Origin of the sequence: Sorangium sp. So ce590 (assembly GCF_051521365.1) — a bacterium.
GTDB lineage: Bacteria > Myxococcota_A > Polyangia > Polyangiales > Polyangiaceae > Sorangium.
The window spans coordinates 5,569,015-5,585,773 of record NZ_CP150346.1; the positions used below are offsets into that span (position 1 = coordinate 5,569,015).

General features: G+C 71.6%; 13 protein-coding genes. 5 read left to right on the forward strand and 8 right to left on the reverse strand.

Features of this window, described 5'->3' with window-relative positions:
* Positions 1–32: 32 nt before the first annotated feature.
* The 5 genes from WMF28_RS20615 to WMF28_RS20635 all read right to left on the reverse strand — a co-directional run bounded on the left by WMF28_RS20615 (position 33) and on the right by WMF28_RS20635 (position 5,401).
* Positions 33–1,148 (reverse strand): glycosyltransferase family 4 protein, encoded by a 1,116-nt coding sequence (locus WMF28_RS20615; protein WP_437603969.1) that lies wholly within the window; start codon positions 1,146–1,148, stop codon positions 33–35.
* A 4-nt stretch (positions 1,149–1,152) separates the two neighbouring features.
* A complete protein-coding gene (locus WMF28_RS20620; protein ID WP_437603970.1) occupies positions 1,153–2,169 on the reverse strand; it encodes an NAD-dependent epimerase/dehydratase family protein in 1,017 nt (338 codons plus the stop codon).
* A gap of 95 nt (positions 2,170–2,264) precedes the next feature.
* Entirely contained in the window at positions 2,265–3,482 is a 1,218-nt protein-coding gene (locus tag WMF28_RS20625; protein ID WP_437603971.1) for a glycosyltransferase family 4 protein, read from the reverse strand.
* A gap of 148 nt (positions 3,483–3,630) precedes the next feature.
* Positions 3,631–4,455 (reverse strand): CBS domain-containing protein, encoded by an 825-nt coding sequence (locus tag WMF28_RS20630; RefSeq protein ID WP_437603972.1) that lies wholly within the window; start codon positions 4,453–4,455, stop codon positions 3,631–3,633.
* 553 nt (positions 4,456–5,008) lie between these two features.
* Entirely contained in the window at positions 5,009–5,401 is a 393-nt protein-coding gene (locus WMF28_RS20635; RefSeq protein WP_437603973.1) for a hypothetical protein, read from the reverse strand.
* 711 nt (positions 5,402–6,112) lie between these two features.
* On the opposite strand from WMF28_RS20635, the gene WMF28_RS20640 reads away from it, so the two are divergent.
* The 4 genes from WMF28_RS20640 to WMF28_RS20655 all read left to right on the forward strand — a co-directional run bounded on the left by WMF28_RS20640 (position 6,113) and on the right by WMF28_RS20655 (position 10,768).
* Positions 6,113–6,937 (forward strand): GNAT family N-acetyltransferase, encoded by an 825-nt coding sequence (locus tag WMF28_RS20640; protein WP_437603974.1) that lies wholly within the window; start codon positions 6,113–6,115, stop codon positions 6,935–6,937.
* Positions 6,938–6,987: 50 nt separating this feature from the next.
* On the forward strand, positions 6,988–8,394 hold the full coding sequence (locus tag WMF28_RS20645; RefSeq protein ID WP_437603975.1) for an FAD-binding oxidoreductase: 1,407 nt from the start codon (positions 6,988–6,990) through the stop codon (positions 8,392–8,394).
* A gap of 128 nt (positions 8,395–8,522) precedes the next feature.
* Positions 8,523–9,395, forward strand: coding sequence for an alpha/beta fold hydrolase (locus tag WMF28_RS20650; protein ID WP_437603976.1), 873 nt, complete (start codon positions 8,523–8,525; stop codon positions 9,393–9,395).
* 149 nt (positions 9,396–9,544) lie between these two features.
* A complete protein-coding gene (locus tag WMF28_RS20655) occupies positions 9,545–10,768 on the forward strand; it encodes an MFS transporter (RefSeq protein WP_437603977.1) in 1,224 nt (407 codons plus the stop codon).
* Between the two features lie 67 nt (positions 10,769–10,835).
* Here the strand turns inward: WMF28_RS20655 and serA are convergent, their stop codons facing one another.
* A complete protein-coding gene (gene serA, locus WMF28_RS20660; RefSeq protein WP_437603978.1) occupies positions 10,836–12,095 on the reverse strand; it encodes a phosphoglycerate dehydrogenase in 1,260 nt (419 codons plus the stop codon).
* A gap of 168 nt (positions 12,096–12,263) precedes the next feature.
* On the opposite strand from serA, the gene WMF28_RS20665 reads away from it, so the two are divergent.
* Positions 12,264–13,436 carry a S1C family serine protease gene (locus tag WMF28_RS20665; protein WP_437603979.1) on the forward strand — a complete coding sequence of 391 codons (1,173 nt, stop codon included), beginning with the start codon at positions 12,264–12,266 and terminating at the stop codon, positions 13,434–13,436.
* Positions 13,437–13,525: 89 nt separating this feature from the next.
* Here WMF28_RS20665 and WMF28_RS20670 read toward each other — a convergent pair whose 3' ends face one another.
* Positions 13,526–14,902: a DUF1552 domain-containing protein gene (locus WMF28_RS20670; RefSeq protein WP_437603980.1), complete on the reverse strand. Its 1,377-nt coding sequence runs from the start codon at positions 14,900–14,902 to the stop codon at positions 13,526–13,528.
* Positions 14,899–16,614: a DUF1592 domain-containing protein gene (locus WMF28_RS20675; protein ID WP_437603981.1), complete on the reverse strand. Its 1,716-nt coding sequence runs from the start codon at positions 16,612–16,614 to the stop codon at positions 14,899–14,901. The genes WMF28_RS20670 and WMF28_RS20675 overlap by 4 nt, the downstream gene beginning before the upstream one ends.
* Between the last annotated feature and the right edge of the window lie 145 nt (positions 16,615–16,759).

The following is a 16,759-nucleotide window of genomic DNA, read 5'->3' on the forward strand; positions in this document are numbered from 1 at the left end:
GGGCCGCGAAGAGCGCGAAATCACGGAACTGCTCACCGCGCAGCCGACGTGAGCTGCGCATAGAGCGCGGCGTACTCCGCCATGACCGTCCGCGTCGCGTAACGGCGCTCGGCGCGCCGACGCGCGGCCTCGCCGAGCTGCGTCCTGAGCGAGGGGTCGTCGCGCAAGGAGCGGAGCACGTCCCGCAACGCGGCCTCGTCCCTCGGGGCCACCGCGAGGGCCGCGCGGCCGTCTTCGCCCTCGATGACGTCGGGCACGGCGCCGACCGGCGTGACGACGCAGGGCAGGCCGCTGGCCATGGCCTCGAGCAGCACGTTGGGCAGGCCCTCGCCGTGGCTCGGTAAACAGAAGATGTCCGCGCCGCGGTAGGCCGCGGGCATCGCGTCCTCCGGCAGCTCGCCGAGCAGGTCCAGGCGGCCCTGCCGCGCGAGCTCCCCGAGCGCCTCGTCCAGGCGACGCGCGTCGCCCGCGGCGCCCCCGGCCGCCCGGGGCCCCGCGAGCGCGAGGGTCAGGCCCTCGACCGCCAGCACGGCCCGCGTGAGCTCGAGGACGCCCTTCTGCGGGGTGACGAGGCCCGCGAAGAGCACCCGCAGCGGCCCCCCGGGCGAGCGCGGCGCGTCGGCGGGGCGGAAGCCCTCGGTGTCGACCGGGTTCGGGATCCGGACGACGCGGCCGCCCGGGACCAGGCCCTGCACGTAATGCCGCAGCTCTTCCGAGAGCGTGACGACGGCGGCGGCGCGGCCGAGCACGGCTCGCACCGCCTGCCGGGCGGGCCACGCAAGGGCGCGATGCCAGGCGATGATCTGCGACGAGAAATGCAGGTGGAGCACGGCCGGCACCCCCGCGCGACGGCACAGCTCCACCGCGAGGCCGTCGCGGGCGGTCGCCCAGAACAGCGTGGTGCACAGGTGTACGACGTCCGGCCGGCGTCGCGCGAGCAGCCGGTGGAGCTCGGAGAGCGCCTCGCCTGCGCGGACCACGCGCGCAGGGCGAAGCTTGCTCGTGGGATCGATGGCGGCGCTGCGGGGCGAGGTGTCGATGACGTCCGCCTCGATGCCCGCCGCCGGCGCCGCGTCGAGGTAGGTCCGCACCCACCGCGTGAGCCCGCCGGCGGGCGGCGGGAGGGGGCCCCAGAGCGCGACGCGCATGGTCCTAGAAGCGCGCCTCGGCGGCGATCTGGGCCCAGTGCTCGCGGAACCACGTCACGGTGGTCGCGAGCCCCTCGTGCAGGTCCATCCGCGCGTCGAAGCCGAGGACGCGCCGGGCCTTTTCGGTGGACGCGAGGCGACGGCGCTGCGTGTCCCACGCGCGGCGCTCGACGAACCGGATGCCGGCGCGGTTGCCCGTCATTTCATTGATGGCGCGCGCGAGGTCGAGGATGGTGGTCTCGCTGCCGGACGCCAGGTTGAACGCCTCGCCCGAGGCGCCGGCCGTGGTGCCAGCCCGGAGCAGCCCGTCGACGATGTCGCCCACGTAGGTGAATGAGCGGGTCTCTTCTCCCGTGCCGGTGATCGGCAGCGGCTCGCCCCGCAACGCCCAGCAGATGAAGTTGGGGATCACGTTGCGGTAGCGGCCAGGGACCTCGCCCGGACCATACGAGTTGAAGAGGCGGACCCGCACGGTGCTCATCCCTGCCTGCCCCGTGAAATAATTGCAATAGAGCTCGCCGAGCAGCTTGGTGGCCTGGTAAGGCGTATGCACGTCGAGCGAGACGTAGTCCTCCGGGACGGGCCGCGGCGGATCGCTGCCATAGACCGCGCAGCCGGACGAAGCGAAGACGACGCGCTGGGCCCCGCTCCGTCGCGCGTGGCGCAGCACCCGCAGCGTGCCGAGGCCGTTGACCTCGAGATCGCGCTCCGGGTTGTCCACCGAGTTCTGGTTCGCGAACAGCGCGGCGAGGTGGAAGACGTGAGAGGGCTTGTCCCGGAAGGCCTCCGCGAGCACGTCGTCGTCGACGACGCTCCCCTCCACGAAGCGCACGTCGCTCCGCGCCGCGATGGACCACCGGGGCGAGGAGGAGAAGTCCTCCACGACGATCACCTCCGCGCCCGCGTCGGCCAGGGCCACGGTGAGGGAGCTGCCGATCGCGCCCGCGCCCCCGGTCACGACGACCCGCCTGCCCTTGTAATTCTGCCTGATGCCCGACATCTCCTCTGTCGCCTCGCGCATGGAATCCTCCTCACAGCAACGCGCCGGTGCGTTGCGTTCTGCCGTTGCCCAGCCCCGCGCCGGCGCATTCGCGCGCCGGCGCGCTCATGACGCGCTCATTGCGCCGCGCGCGCGAAGACCTCCTCGTAGCGAGTCACGAGCGCGTCGCGCGTGAACGAGCGAAGGAAATAGCGGCGGCCGGCCTCCCCCATCGCGCGCCGCGCCTCGGGCGTCATGTCGCGCAGCCGCCGCACCGCGCCCGCGAGCGCCGCAGGATCCTCGGGCTCGCAGACGAGGCCCGCCCCGCTGTCCCGGACCAGATCCGCCGAATCTCCGCCCGCCCCGACGAGCACCGCCCGGGCCGCGGCCATGTAGGCCGGGATCTTCGAAGGGATCGTGATCTCGAAGCGCGGATCGCGCCGCAGGTGCGAGAGCAGCACGTCGGCGAGCGCAAAGAGATGAGGCATGCGCTCGTGCGGCTGCTGGCCGATGAAGACGACGTTCGAGAGGGCGCGCGCCTCCGCCTCGCGCCGGAGCCTGGGCGCGTCGATCCCGTCCCCCACCATCACGAACCGCACGTCGTCGAGGTCCCGCAGCAGCGCCGCCGCGTCGAGCACGCTGGAGAGCGCCTGGGCGGCGCCCATGTTGCCCGCGAACAGGACGACGAACCGCCCCGTGAGCCCGTGCTCCGCCGCGAGCTGCGGATCCGGCTCCACCGGCTGGTAGATCCGGTCGTCCGCCCAGTTCGGTATCACGTGCACCTTGCCTTCGGGGACGCCTTTGCGCGAGAGCGCGCGCACGAGGCCTGGGCTGATCACGATGAGCGACGCGGCTCTCCGGTACAGGGCGCGGTTCACGCGGTCGATGCCGGCGAGCACGTGCGGGTTGTCGAGCATGCCTGAGGCGGCCGCGGTCTCGGGCCACAGGTCCTGGACCTCGTACACCCACGGGATCCCGCGGAGCGCGGCGAGCCAGGAGGCCGCGACCGCGAGGCTCGGCGCGGGATTGTGAACCCAGGCGACGTCGGCGCGCCCGGAGAGCGCGGGGCCGAGCACCGCGGTCGAGGCGGCGAAGCTCGCGTAATTGAGCGTCCGCCGCAGGCGCGACCGGCTGTGGTCGAGGTAGCTCGGGAGCCGTATCACCCGGGTGCCGCTCACGTGCTCCACGTCCCAGAGGCGCTGCCGGTACCCCGCGTAGAGGCGGCCGTGCGGGTAGTTCGGGAACGCGGCGATCGACGTCACCTCGTGCCCGCGCGCAGCCAGCGCCTCGGCGAGCAGATGGGCCCGCGATATCGGCTCCGGGTGATACCACTGAGATATAAGGAGAATCCTCACCGTGCGTCCTCCGATGCACGGATGCCTGGCGGCATTCATCCGGAGAACGCGGCGCGCCCTGGGCCCATGAGCCTCAGCCCCCGGAGCGCTGGCGCCATCGGATTTTTGCACGCGTCAGCCCTCCCTGACGCGTCTCTGAGGCGGCGAGCTAGCCGGCCTTGGACCTCGCGGCCATGGAGATGAGGCCCCTCCCGGCGACGGCGCGCGCGAAGTCCAGGCCCGTCAGCACGCCGCGGAGCCGCCGCCCCTGCACCACGAGCACGCGCCGCGCCTGCGCCGCGTGCGCGGCGGCTGCGGCCCGGTGGAGCGGCGTCCGAGCGTCGAGACAGACCATGGCAGGGCTCATCACGTCCTCGACCGGTGAGTCCGACAGCACGCCGTGCGCGAGCAGCGCCTCGGTCTGGGTGAACATCCCCACCGGCCAGCCGCCGGGGTCCACCACCACGAGCCCGCTCACCTGCGCCGTCGTCAGGCGGTCGGCGGCCAGCGCGAGCGGCGCTTCGAGCGGGATCGTGTACGCGGGGGCCGACATGAGCTCGGCGATCGGCGTCGCCTCCCGCGACTCGACGAGGGCCAGGAGGAGATCCTTCGTGCTGAAGACGCCGGTCAAGGCGTCGTCCTCGCGGACGAAGACGCGGTGGATGCGGTGCTTCAGCAGCACGCTCGCCGCCTGGACGACCAGCGTCGTGCGCCCGATCGTGATGATCCCGGGGCGCAGCACGTCGCGCGCCGGGACGTCGGGCAAGGTGAACCGCATTCCGCGACTGTTGGTCTTCGTCTCGAACTGGCCGAGCCGGAGCAGGTCGGTGCGCGACAGCACGCCCAGCGCACGCGACGCCGCGTCGACGATGGGCACGCAGGAAATTGCGTGCTCGCACAACGAGCGGTGGACCCGGGGCAGGAGGGTCGTGTCGGGCGCTGTGATGACTTCGCAGGTCATGTAACGCGAGACAGGTGTCGCAAAGCGCATCATGGGGAGGATTCCTCGAGGACGCCGGCGCGGGTCTCGGGCAGGCGGCGCGTGAGCGCGCAGCAGACGGGAGCAAGAAGCGATCCGTGATGCGGTGACGTGCGGCCGCGCCCGGCCGCCTCGGAGCGAAAGGCGTGGCGCAGCGCCGCGAGCGGGCGCCGCAAGCGGGCTCACCGCCGATCGCGCCGGCGCAGGCGTCGCGCGTGGGCGCGCGATCTGCGCCGGGTGTGCGACGAGCTGGGCAGTTCCGGGGCGATGACTCCGAGGTCAGGGCGCCCAGCGGACGCTGTCCCAAAATGCATCACGTGGGGAGCCCTGGAACGTGGCCGCCGGGGCACGGCCGTAGCGGAACCGGAAGACCCCCGGGGCGCCTGGCCGCCTGGAGCAGCGCGTTGACCGCGAGCTCCCGGCGGCCAGCGCCCCGGCGACTTGCCTCAGGCGACCCGCGGCTCAGACGCTGAGCGCAGAGCGGCTCCCTGTCGAGATCCCGAGAGCGCGCCGCGCCAGGGCGCGGGGCCGGAGCTCGCCTTCGCCTCGCAGCGCCGGCGCGGGGCGATTACCACCGCCCGTTGCAGCCGCTGCCGTAACCGAAGGGGCCGCCGTAGTTGCCGCCGCTGAAGCCGCCGCCGGGGCCGTAGCCGGGGCCGTAGCCGGGGCCGTAGCCGGGGCCATAGCCACCGGCAGGCGGACGGCCGTAGCCGCCGGACCACGGCGCCCAGGGCTCGCTGAAAGAGCCCCCCCAGGGGTCGAAAGCGCCGCCCCTGTTCCAGGGGCGGCGCCACCGGTCGCGCCCCCAGCCGCAGCTCCGCGAGTTCCCATAACCGTACAGCGCCTGCGAGGTCTCCTCGACCTCCACGGCCTCGGCCTCGTCCATGTCGATCTCGTCGGCGCCCGCCTCGCCCGCCGCGCACCCGGTGGTCAGGGCGGCCATCGCCATCGCAACATGCATCCACCTGCTATTCAACAGCTCAACCATTTCTCCCCCTTCCACGACCCGCGACATCCGCGGGCCGTCAGGTCAGTCGGATTGAGCAGAGAGCAGCGCTCATGCCCGAGAGCCGGTGTGCACGGGCTGCCGCCCGAGGGCGCGCGCAGCGGGCGGGAGGCAGCGACAAACCGACAATCCTAAACAGCGCACAGCCTCGCAGCGAAGGCGTGTTCACCCGCGCTGGATCGCTGAGCAGATAAGGCGCTTCGAGGCGCGCGCGGCGCACAGCAGCTCGCCGCGGCAGGCGCCCTTGAACGACGCGACGACTCGCGCAAAACACGCCTTTCGCGAGCCGCGGGCTTCTCGGCGCAGGGCGCCTCCACGAGGCGTCTCCGACGATTCGAAGCCTCGTCGCCGACACGCTCGGTCGACAGGCGACAACGCCATACCAACACTCACCGTCATCGGACGATCCGCGACTTTCCGCGCGGCGCGCTCAGCCCATTTCCTCTGCGCCCACGTAGGCAAAGGTGCTCAACAAGAGCGCTCCGGGCGTCTCGCGACGCGCGCACCAGAGCACCTGTCGGACCGACCCCTCCACGCGCGCCCCTGCTGGAGAAGCCCATGACATAACGCCCGCCGAACGTGTCGCCGAGAACGCGCGCCAGGCGCCGCGACGCTCGCGCCCGCGATCCGCGCGACGCGCGGCGCCCCCGAAGGTAAGCTCGACCCATGCTTCGCCTCGCCGCGCGCCCTGCGGGCCCATCCGATTATGACCACTTTGCTCGGTTCTTCGTGGAGCTCGGGACGGACAACCCGGTTCTGCCTCGCGACCGCTGGGAGAGCGCCTTCGCCAGGGACACCCTCTTTTTCGAGGAGGACGGCGAGGTGGTCGCCTATGCCTATGTCCAGCCGCTGCGCGGGGTCGGCTACGTGCGGCACGTCGTCGTCGCGCCGCCCCACCGCGGCCGCGGCGTCGGCGTCCAGGTCATGCGCGCCGTCGCCGCGCACCTCCGCGGCCGCGGCTGCACGCGCTGGTGCCTGAACGTGAACCCGGACAACACCGCTGCCGTGCGGCTCTACCGGAGCGCCGGCATGAACAACGTCTACGCCATGACCACGTTCCAGCTCGCCTGGGACGCCGCGGCGCGCCTCCCGCGCCCTGCCCGCCCGGTCATCGCCCGCCCGGCCGAGCCGCCCGACGACGCCGTCCTGGAGGCGTCGTTCGGCCTGCTGCCCGGCCAGATCGCCGAGGCCCGCGGCCGGGGCGGCCTCGTGCTCCTCTGCCTCGTCGACCCCGCCGCGCCGGGCGCCGCCCCGCTGGGGTTCGCCAGCTTCGACTCGTTGCTCCCCGGCGCGTTTCCCTTCCGCGTGGCCGCCCCCGAGCTCGCCGCTCCCCTGCTCGACGCCATCCGCCCCCACGCCCCGTGCGCCCCCGAGGCCCTCCTCGTCACGGTCGAGGACGACGACGCGCTCACCGCCGCGCTGCGCGCGGTGGGCGCGACAGTGCAGCTCGTCGGCGCGCACTTCCGCGGCGAGATCCCGGACCCCGGCTGAGCCGCGAAGGCCGCTTGCCCTCGCAGCCACACCGCAGTACCGAGCCGGCCATGAGCCCACTTCCCGGCCTCCCCGGCGACTTCCTCGCGGCCGTCCAGCGCGAGTTTCCCGCGGATTTCCTCTCCACGGACGCCGCCGACCTCGCGACGTTCGGCCGCGACTGGACCAAGGTCCACGAGCCGAGGCCCTCGGCCCTCGCGCTCCCGCGCTCGACCGACGAGGTCTCGCGGCTGCTCCGCCTGTGCTCCGAGCACCGCGTCCCGGTGGTGCCCTCGGGCGGGCGCACGGGGCTCGCGGCCGGCGCCGTGGCGGCGAAGGGCGAGCTCGTCGTGTCGCTCGAGCGGATGCGCCGGATGGGCCCGGTCGACGTGCTCGGCGCGACCGTGCGCGTCGAGGCCGGCGCCGTGACCGAGGCGGTGCACCAGCACGTCGCGCCGCACGGCCTCACCTGGCCTGTCGACTTCGCCTCCAAGGGGTCGAGCCAGGTCGGCGGCAACATCGCGACGAACGCCGGCGGCGTGAAGGTCATCCGCTACGGCCTCACGCGGCAGTGGGTGCTCGGGCTCACCGTCGTGACCGCGAACGGCGCGGTGCTCGAGATGAACGGCGCGCTCGAGAAGAACAACACAGGGATCGACCTGCGCCAGCTCTTCATCGGCAGCGAGGGCACGCTCGGGATCATCACCGAGGCGACGCTCAAGCTCACGCGGTCGCCCGAGGGGCTCAACGTGTTCCTGTTCGCGGTGCCGGATCTCGCCGGCGTGCTCGCGCTGTTCCGCGAGGCCCGGATGGGGCCCTTCGTGGTGATGGCCTACGAGTTCTTCACGGAGAAGTGCCAGGCGCGCCTGCGCAGCCACCGGAACGTGCGCGTGCCGCTCTCCGCGCCGTCGGACTACTACGTGCTCATCGAGGTCGAGCGCGGCGAGCCCGAGGCGCTCGAGGCGTGGATCACCTCGCTGTTCGAGCGCGAGCTGGTCACCGACGGCACGCTCGCGCAGCACGGGGCGCAGGCCGCCGAGCTCTGGGCGCTCCGCGAGGGGATCAGCGAGAGCCTGTCGGCGACCGGGCTGCCGCACAAGAACGACGTCTCGCTCCCCATCCAGGAGCTCGAAGGCTTCTGCTCCGAGCTGGAGAGCCTGTTCGAGGCCAGCTATCCAGGGTGGGAGATCGCGCTCTTCGGCCACATCGGCGACGGCAACCTCCACATCAACGTGATGAAGCCCGACAGCCTCACGCGCGAGGAGTTCCTCCGGCGCACCCACGAGGCGGATCACGCGATCTTCACGCTCGTGAAGAAGTACCGCGGCAGCATCTCCGCCGAGCACGGCATCGGCCTGCTCAAGAAGGACTACCTGCCCTACTCGCGCTCGCCCGAGGAGCTCTCGATCATGCGATCGATCAAGCGGGCGCTCGATCCGCTGAACCTCATGAACCCGGGCAAGATCCTCGATGTCTGAGCGCGTCCCAGGCCCCCTCGGCCCGAGGCATCCGGCGCGACGCCGGTGGACGGGCATGTAGAAACCCAGCCATTCAGCGCGGGCTCGGCCCCGGTGCGCCGGCGGCCGTCCTGCGGAGAGGAGAGACGATGACCCTCGACGAATCCAAGCTATCGCACCGGTTCACCGAACGGAGCGGCGTGCGCCTTCACTACGTCGAGGCGGGCGAGGGGCCGCTGGTCGTGCTCCTCCACGGCTTTCCCGAGTTCTGGTACTCGTGGCGCCACCAGATCGCCGCGCTTGTCGAGGCGGGTTACCGCGTGATCGCCCCGGACATGCGCGGCTACAACCTCTCGGACAAGCCCCGGGGCGTCGCGGCCTACGCGCTCGCCGAGCTGACCGCGGACGTGGCGGCGCTCATCGAGGCTTCGGGCGCGGAGCGCGCCGCGGCCGTGGTCGGCCACGACTGGGGCGGCGGCGTCGCCTGGGCGTTCGCGGGGCGGTATCCCGCGCTCCTCGATCGGCTGGTCATCCTCAACTGCCCTCACCCCCAGAGGCTGCTCGCCGGGTTTCGCACGGCGCGGCAGCTCCGCAAGAGCTGGTACATGCTCTTCTTCCAGCTCCCGAAGGTCCCCGAGCTGCTCGCCCGGCGGGACGATTATGCGTTTTTCCGCGCGTCGTTGAAGGACGATCCGCAGCGGCTGGGCGCCATGAGCGACGAGGAGCTCGCGCGTTACGTCGAAGCGTGGTCGCAGCCGGGCGCGCTCACGGCCACGATCAACTACTACCGCGCCACCTTCCGCCCGAGCGGCCTGCGCGGGTTGACCCGGCCGCTCCGCATCGCCCCCCCCGTGCTGGTGATCTGGGGCGAGCACGACCGCTACCTCGGCGCCGAGCTCGCCGTGCCGGATCCCGAGCTGGTCCCGAACGCCCGTGTCGCCCGCATCCCCGACGCGAGCCACTTCGTGCACTACGACAGGCCGGAGAGGGTCAATCAGCTCCTCCTCGAGTTCCTGCGGTGAAGCCCGCACGGCAGCGCCGCGCCGTCGGCGGCGCGACCGCGCCGTCACGCGCCGTCACGTGACGGCGTCTGCGCGGCGTCAAAGCGGCTCTTCGCCGCCGCGGACCCGTTTGACACGGCGGTGCGGCCGATCGACCCTGCCGGGCGACCATGCTCCGCCGCATCCCTGATCGGAATATCTGGCTCGTCTACGGCGCGATCTTCCTCCTCGGCCTCGCTTACGGCATCGCCATCTCGCTCACGGCGGTCTTCCTGGACGTGCGCGGGTTCACCAAGCGCGACATCGGGCTGCTCGCGTCGTGCTTCGCGCTCGGCATCGTCCTGCTCTCGCTGCCCATGGGCGCGCTCATCCGCCGGTTCTCGGCGAAGGCCACGCTGGTGAGCTCGCTGGTCGGGTACGCGGCCGCGGTCGGCGTCTTCCCCTACCTGCCGGGCTTCGCCTCCATCGCGGCGGTCCGCTTCCTCGACGGCGCGTGCTCGGTCGGCATCTGGGTGAGCTGCGAGACGATCCTGCTCGCCCGGTCGGACAAGGACAACAAGGCGTTCGTCACGAGCCTCTATGCGGTCGCGATGGCGCTCGGCTACGTCATCGGCCCGCTCTGCGCGAAGGGCATCGTCGCCCTCGCCTCGATGCCCGCGGCGTTCGTGATCTCGTGCGTCATCGCGGCGCTCTCCGCGCTCCTCGTGCTCGCGCGCCTCGATCGCGACCCGAAGGACGCGCCGGCGCACGGGGAGGCCGGCGCGCCGGACGGCGAGGAGCCTCAGGCGACCTCCGCCTCGATCCTCTGGCGCATCAAGACCTCGTGCTTCGCGACCTTCGCCTATGGCTACTTCCAGGCCTCGGTCGTCCTGTTCCTCCCGCTGTACCTGATGGCGTCGAAGGGCGTCACGCTGGAGCAGACGATCCTCATCCCTGCCTTCTTCGCGGTCGGGATGCTCGTCTTCACCAACGTCTTTGGCCGGATCGGCGATCGCCGCGGCCACCTGTTCCTCATGCGCGTGCTCGGCGCGATCGGCACGCTGATGATCCTCGGCTTCGTGTACCTGGATCGGTACGACGCGATGTGCGCTGCGGTGCTCGTCGCCGGGGCGACGCTCGCGTCGATCTCGCCGCTCAGCCTCGCGCTCCAGGGCGTCGTCACCGCGCCGCGCGACTACAGCCGCGCGAACTCGCTCTACAACGTCTTCTACGCCGCCGGGATGCTCCTCGGCCCCCCGGTGTCGAGCGCCCTCTACGAGGCCTCGGGCGGCGTCGCGATGCTCTACCACCTGGCGGTGCTGTGGGCCGGGTTCGTCGTCTTCGCCCTCGTCTTCGCGGGGGACGACCCGGCGGCGCGGCGGCGCGAGCGGAGCCGGGTCGAGGCCGCCGCCTGAGGGCGAGCTCGGCGGGGCCCCCGCCCCCCCCCCGAAGAACCCCCTCGCCGGCGGCCGGGCCCTGCTCTCAGTAAAGAACGCGCGTCCGGAGGCTGGTCTCCAGCGCCCCGATCCGCCGGCTCACCTCGGCGGACACGTCCTGCGAGAGGTCCATGATGAGGTAGCCGATGTTGGCGTCCGTCGACAGCACCTGGCTGTCGATGTTGGCGTTCACGTCCGACACGATGCGGTTCACGTCACGGAGCACGCCCGGCACGTTGCGGTGGACGTTGAGGATGCGGTGCGTGCCCTTGAGCGGCGGGAGCTCCACGTTCGGGAAGTTCACCGCGCCCGTCGTCGCCCCGGTGATCGCGAACTGCGTCAGCGCGCGCGACACCTCGCGGCCGATGGCCTCCTGCGCCTCCTCGGTCGAGCCGCCGATGTGCGGCGTCAGGATGACGTTCGGGAGCCGCTGCAGCTCCGTGTGGAAGCCGTCCGAGTTCGACTCGGGCTCCTCCGGGTAGACGTCGATCGCCGCGCCCGCGAGGTGCCCGCTCTTCAGCGCCTCGGCCAGCGCCGGGATCACGACGACCGTGCCGCGGCTCGCGTTGAGCAGGTACGAGCCCTTGCGCATGTGCGCGAGCTCGGCGGCGCCGATCATCTTGTGCGTCTCCGGCGTGCCCGGCACGTGCAGCGAGACGAAGTCCGACTCGGCGAGCAGCGCCTCCAGCGTCGGCAGCGGGCGGTTGTTGCCCATCGGGAGCTTCTGGCCGATGTCGTAGTAGACGACCCGCATCCCCATCGCCTCGGCGAGCACGCCGAGCTGCTGGCCGATGTGGCCGTAGCCGATCAGGCCGAGCGTCTTGCCGCGGATCTCGTAGCAGGCCTTCGAGACCTTCTTCCAGGTGCCGGCGTGCACCTCGCGCGACCGGTCGCCGAGCTGCCGGGAGAGCATGACGCACTCGGCGATGATCATCTCGGCGACGCTGCGCGTGTTGCTGAACGGCGCGTTGAACACCGGCACACCGCGCCGGTTCGCCGCGTCGAGGTCGACCTGGTTCGTGCCGATGCAGAAGCACCCGATGGCGAGCAGCTTGTCGGCCTTCTCGAGGACGCCCGCGGTGACGTGCGTCTTGCTCCGGATGCCGACCATGTCCACGCCCGGGAGCGCGGCGATCAGCTCGTCCTGCTTCATCGCGGAGCTGCGCGTCTCGATCTCGAACGACCGCGTTCGAAAGAGCTCGTGCGCGCTCTGGTGGATGTTCTCGAGCAGGAGCACCTTGACGGGCTCCTTCGCGGCTGGGGGGGTGGTCTGAAGTTTCGTTGAAGTTGGCGTCATTGGCTTCATCCGTCAGGGCCACCTCTACCGCAACTTGGCCGGTTTGCATCTCGGATCCGATCCGACGCCGCCGGGGCGGCTGTCCGCGCATCCGTTGCGCGCGGCAGATCGCCGCACCGCCCCCTCGCGCGCGCCGCAGGGGAGACGCCTTGCCCATGGCAGGCTAGATTGCGCCGCATGCGCCACCGCAGACACGCTCGACTCCCCGCCTTCCTCGCCGTCGCCGCGCTCGCCGCTGCCCCTGGATGCAAGGGGAAGCCCAGCCCCAGCGGCCCCCCGCAGAGCGCGACGACGGCCCACGACGCGCCCGCGGCGCCGCCGGCCTCGACGACGATCGACACGATGCCGCCGCCGGTCCCGCCGCCGTCGAAGAACGCGCTCATCGAGGACGAGCGCAACACGATCTCGGTGTTCCGCGAGGTCGCGTCCGCGACGGTGTTCGTGACGCAGCGCCGCCTCGTGGTGGACCGCTTCTTCGGGACCGCGGTCGAGGTGCCCGCCGGCTCGGGCTCGGGCTTCGTCTGGGACGCTGACGGGCACATCGTCACGAACTTCCACGTCGTGGACAACGCGCAGTCGCTCATCGTCCGGCTCCAGGGGGAGAAGACGTTCCCGGCGCGCCTCGTCGGCGTCGAGCCGCGCAAGGACATCGCCGTGCTCAAGATCGACGCGCCGAAGGAGATGCTCAAGCCGATCCAGATCGCGCCCCTGCGCGAGCCGCTCGAGGTCGGGCAGAAGGCGATCGCGATCGGCAACCCGTTCGGCCTCGATCACACCCTGACGACCGGCATCATCAGCGCGGTCGGCCGCCAGGTCGAGGGCGCCGGCGGCGTGACCATCCGCGACATGATCCAGACCGACGCCGCCATCAACCCCGGCAACTCCGGCGGCCCGCTGCTCGACTCGAGCGGGCACCTCATCGGCATGAACACGATGATCTTCTCGAAGAGCGGCGCCTCCGCCGGCATCGGCTTCGCCGTGCCCTCGACGATGATCGCGCGGGTGGTCCCGCAGATCATCAAGACCGGCAAGGCCGAGACGGTCGGCCTCGGCATCCAGCTCGACCCGGCCCGCCGCCTCGAGCGGCGCAACGGCATCCGCGGCGTCATCGTGATGAGCGTCATCCCCGACGGCCCCGCCGCCAAGGCGGGCCTGCGCGGCCTCTCCGAGGGCGACCGCGGGCTCGTGCTGGGCGACGTGATCGTCGGGCTCGACGGCGCGCCGGTCGCGGATTACGACGCGCTCTACAACGCCCTCGACGGCAAGAAGCCGGGCGAGAAGGTGAAGGTCGACCTGCTCCGCGGCGGCCAGAAGACCACCGTCGAGATCGCGGTCGAGCTCCTCAGCTGAGCGGCCGGCGGCCGCCGCGCGGTGTCCGTCGGGGGAGCGATGAGCCGCCCGGCGGCCGCCGACGCGGGCCCCGCCGGGCGACGGCGCGCTCAGGCGATGATCGGATCGATGAGCCCGCCTTCGAGGCTCTCGTCGCCGAAGGTGTCGAGCGGGCCGCCCTGGCCGTTGGTGCAGCCGACGGCCGCGCCGATCGTGTTGAGCAGCTTGTTGTTGGTGACCTTGATGTCGACGAACTGGCCGGTCTTCAGGTAGCCCGCGGCGCCGCCGGCGAGGATGTACGGGACCCTCCGGAAGGAGTGGTACTTGTCGGCGTTGTCGTTGAGCCACACGGCCACGCCGTGATCGAGCAGCGTCCCCGAGCCGAGATCGTAGGACGAGAGCCTGTCGAGCAGGTGCTTGAAGATCCGCCCGTGGATCCGGTCGACCTGGTGATGCAGCTCCTGCGCGCCCTCGATCGGCGGGCCCTCCGAGCCGTCGCCGTCGATGCGGTGGGAGATCTTGTGGAAGCTCTTCTGCCGCACGCCGTGGATCGTGTACTCGGTCCCGTCGTTGCCGTCGCCCACCTGGAGCGTCGCCGCGCGCGTCACGCCGCACGCCATCGCGAGCGCGATGATGTCCATCTGCATGCGGGCGATGGTCTCCACGTTGTCGTGGCTGCGGACGCCCGGGGAGATCGCCTCCATCTCGGCGACCCGCTCCTGCGGCAGCTTGCAGGCGAGCGCGACCTCGAGGTCGCGGATGCTGTCGAAGTGGAGCTGTAGCCGCTCGCGATCGCTCTTGCTGAGGTCCTTCCGGCCCATGAGCGACTGCATCTCCGCGCGGACCAGGTCGTTCACGCTGGCGCGGCGCTCGGCCAGCGACTGCGCGACCCCGTCGTCGGCGTCGGCGAGCCCGAAGAGCTTCTTGTACGCGTTGAACGGGTCGCGCTCGGCGGCGCGGAGCTGCTTCGGGCCGCGGTACGAGAGCACCTCGTTGAGGTAGCCGACCATCCTGCCCGCGTAGAGCGTCAGCGGCTCGACGCCCGCCGGGTTGAGCTCGGTCGCGATGCGGTTGTCGATCGACTCGCCCATCGCGAGCGACTCGTTGCCCGACGGATCGTCCGACACGCGCGCGGCCGTGAGGCACTGGTTGCCGCCGCCGGAGTGGCCGCACCCGTTGGCCTTGAACGCGAAGCTGATGCCGCGCACCATGATCAGCTTGCTCGCGTAGTCCTTGAGCTCGCTGACCGCGCGGTCGCTGTCCCGCTCCATCGACTCGGCGGTCAGCGGGCCCGTCTCGCTCGGCCAGAACATCTCGGGCTCGTCGTCGACCTCCTGCGCCACGCCGTTCGCCTGGCGCATGAAGATCGCGAAGGGCGGCGCGTCGCCCGTGCCGGCCGCGGCGCGCCGGGGCGCGAAGGTCTCCAGGAACGGGAGCGCGACCGTGACGCCAAACAGGCCTCGAAGCACACGTCGTCGGGTGATCATTGCGCCTCCGCGGGAACGCGAGCGAGGAAGGAAGTGGACGAGACGATCTGGAGAAGGAGCTCCTGGGTCGAGGCGCCGCCGCGCGACGCGTCGCCGAGCTCCTGGATGAGCCCCCGGTCCTTCGCGGCCGCGCCGCGGCCGTGGGCGAACTCGACCCAGTGCTTCGCGTAGCACGCGTGCGCCTCGCTGCTCTCGGCGAGGACCTGGCTGAACGCGATCGCGTCCGCGTAGCTCCTCGGCTGGCCGCCGAGATAATAGACGTCCGCGGCGTCGACGGGCACGCCGTTGTCGGTCGCGCGGTACTTGCCGATCGCGTCGTAGTGCTCGAAGGCAAACCCGGCGGGGTTGATCATCGTCGCGTGGCACGCCTCGCCGCAGGTCCCCTTGCCCGTGTGCGCCGCGACGCGCTCGCGGTTTGTCGCGTGCTCGCCCGGCGGCAGCGCGGTCGCGTTGTCGGGCGGCGCCGGCAGCGACGCGCAGAGGATCCTGAGGTTCACGAAGACGCCGCGGTGGATCGAGTCCGGCTGCCGCGCCGTCGCCCTCGACGCGAGGAAGCCGAGGCGCGTGAGCAGCCCGGAGCGCTCCGCCCCGTTGAGCTCCACCTGCTTGAATTCATTGGAAAATTCTCCGTCGATGCCGTAGGCCGCCGCGAGGTGGCCGTTCACGAACGCGGTGCGGGCGGTGAGCAGGTCGGTGAGCCCGCCTTCCTTGTCGAAGACGACGTGATCCACGAAGAGCTCCGCCTCGCGCTGCATGGCGTCGCCCATCTCGGGGACGAACTCGGGGAACAGCGCCTGGTCCTTGTTGAGGTCGTCGTACTGCTCGTAGTCGTAGAGCTGCCGGTGGAACGCGCCGACGACCTCGCGGGCGCGCGGGTCCTCGAGCATGCGCTCGGCGTAGGCGCGGACCGCCTCGTGGGTTGACAGCTCGCCCGCCTTCGCCGCCGCGAGGAGCTCGTCGGAGGGCATCGTGTTCCAGAAGAGGTACGCGAGCTTGGCCGCGATCTCGTACCCGCTCAGCGGGATGAGCCCGCCCTTCGCCGGCCCGGCGCTGAGCTCGACCCGGTAGACGAAATGGGGCGACTGCAAGAACGCCTCGAGCGCCGCGCGCACGCCCGCGACGAACGGGTCCTCGCCCTCGAAGAGCTCCTTGCCGCGGTCGAACAGCGCGAGGTACGCGCCCCGCTCGTCGGCCGTGAGCGGGCGCCGGAACGCCCGCTCGCCGAACCGCTCGACGAACGCCTGCGCCCGCGCCTCCGGCTCGGCCGGCAGGTCCGCGGGCACGATCCGCGCGAGCTTGCCCTGGTCGCCGGCGACCATCGCCGCGAGCTCCTCGGCGGCGCGCTGGTAATCGCTCCAGAGACCTGGCGTCACCCGGAGCGCAGCCTCGTTGTTGTCGAACACGCCGCCGAGCGGATCGCTCGTGAACGACGCCGAGAGACCGGGCCTGTCGTCGAGGCGCAGGAGATCGCGCACCGTATTCTCCCACTGCGCGTGGCTCAGCCGCGGGAACATGCTGCGCCCGGCGACCTGCGTCTCTGCCGCGCCATCCGGCAAGCCGCCCGGCACAACAGGGCCAGGGCCGTCGCCCTCCCCCGGCTCGCCCACGGAGCCCGTACACCCCCCGAGCAGGAGCGCCGTGGCGCAGAGCCCCGCGCCGAGCGCCCGCCGCCATCGCGGCGAGCCGGTCATCGAACAAGACGGTGGGGTCATCGTTCCCTCCTGGCCAAGAGCTCTGGTGATTAAGCAGCTCCTTCAGCATAACTATTAATTCAACACCCATCAACCAGAAACCGTCTCGTTTGAACGTCGTGTCGGTTCAAGCTGCAGCTCTGCCACGTTCGCGCCAAGTTCGCGT

Bases quoted from the DNA above. Each gene is read 5' to 3' on its own strand.
- WMF28_RS20615 (WP_437603969.1), bottom strand. From the start codon at position 1,148: ATGCGCGTCGCGCTCTGGGGCCCCCTCCCGCCGCCCGCCGGCGGGCTC.
- WMF28_RS20620 (WP_437603970.1), bottom strand. From the start codon at position 2,169: ATGCGCGAGGCGACAGAGGAGATGTCGGGCATCAGGCAGAATTACAAG.
- WMF28_RS20630 (WP_437603972.1), bottom strand. From the start codon at position 4,455: ATGATGCGCTTTGCGACACCTGTCTCGCGTTACATGACCTGCGAAGTC.
- WMF28_RS20635 (WP_437603973.1), bottom strand. From the start codon at position 5,401: ATGCATGTTGCGATGGCGATGGCCGCCCTGACCACCGGGTGCGCGGCG.
- WMF28_RS20640 (WP_437603974.1), top strand. From the start codon at position 6,113: ATGCTTCGCCTCGCCGCGCGCCCTGCGGGCCCATCCGATTATGACCAC.
- WMF28_RS20645 (WP_437603975.1), top strand. From the start codon at position 6,988: ATGAGCCCACTTCCCGGCCTCCCCGGCGACTTCCTCGCGGCCGTCCAG.
- WMF28_RS20650 (WP_437603976.1), top strand. From the start codon at position 8,523: ATGACCCTCGACGAATCCAAGCTATCGCACCGGTTCACCGAACGGAGC.
- WMF28_RS20655 (WP_437603977.1), top strand. From the start codon at position 9,545: ATGCTCCGCCGCATCCCTGATCGGAATATCTGGCTCGTCTACGGCGCG.
- serA (WP_437603978.1), bottom strand. From the start codon at position 12,095: ATGAAGCCAATGACGCCAACTTCAACGAAACTTCAGACCACCCCCCCA.
- WMF28_RS20665 (WP_437603979.1), top strand. From the start codon at position 12,264: ATGCGCCACCGCAGACACGCTCGACTCCCCGCCTTCCTCGCCGTCGCC.
- WMF28_RS20670 (WP_437603980.1), bottom strand. From the start codon at position 14,902: ATGATCACCCGACGACGTGTGCTTCGAGGCCTGTTTGGCGTCACGGTC.
- WMF28_RS20675 (WP_437603981.1), bottom strand. From the start codon at position 16,614: ATGACCCCACCGTCTTGTTCGATGACCGGCTCGCCGCGATGGCGGCGG.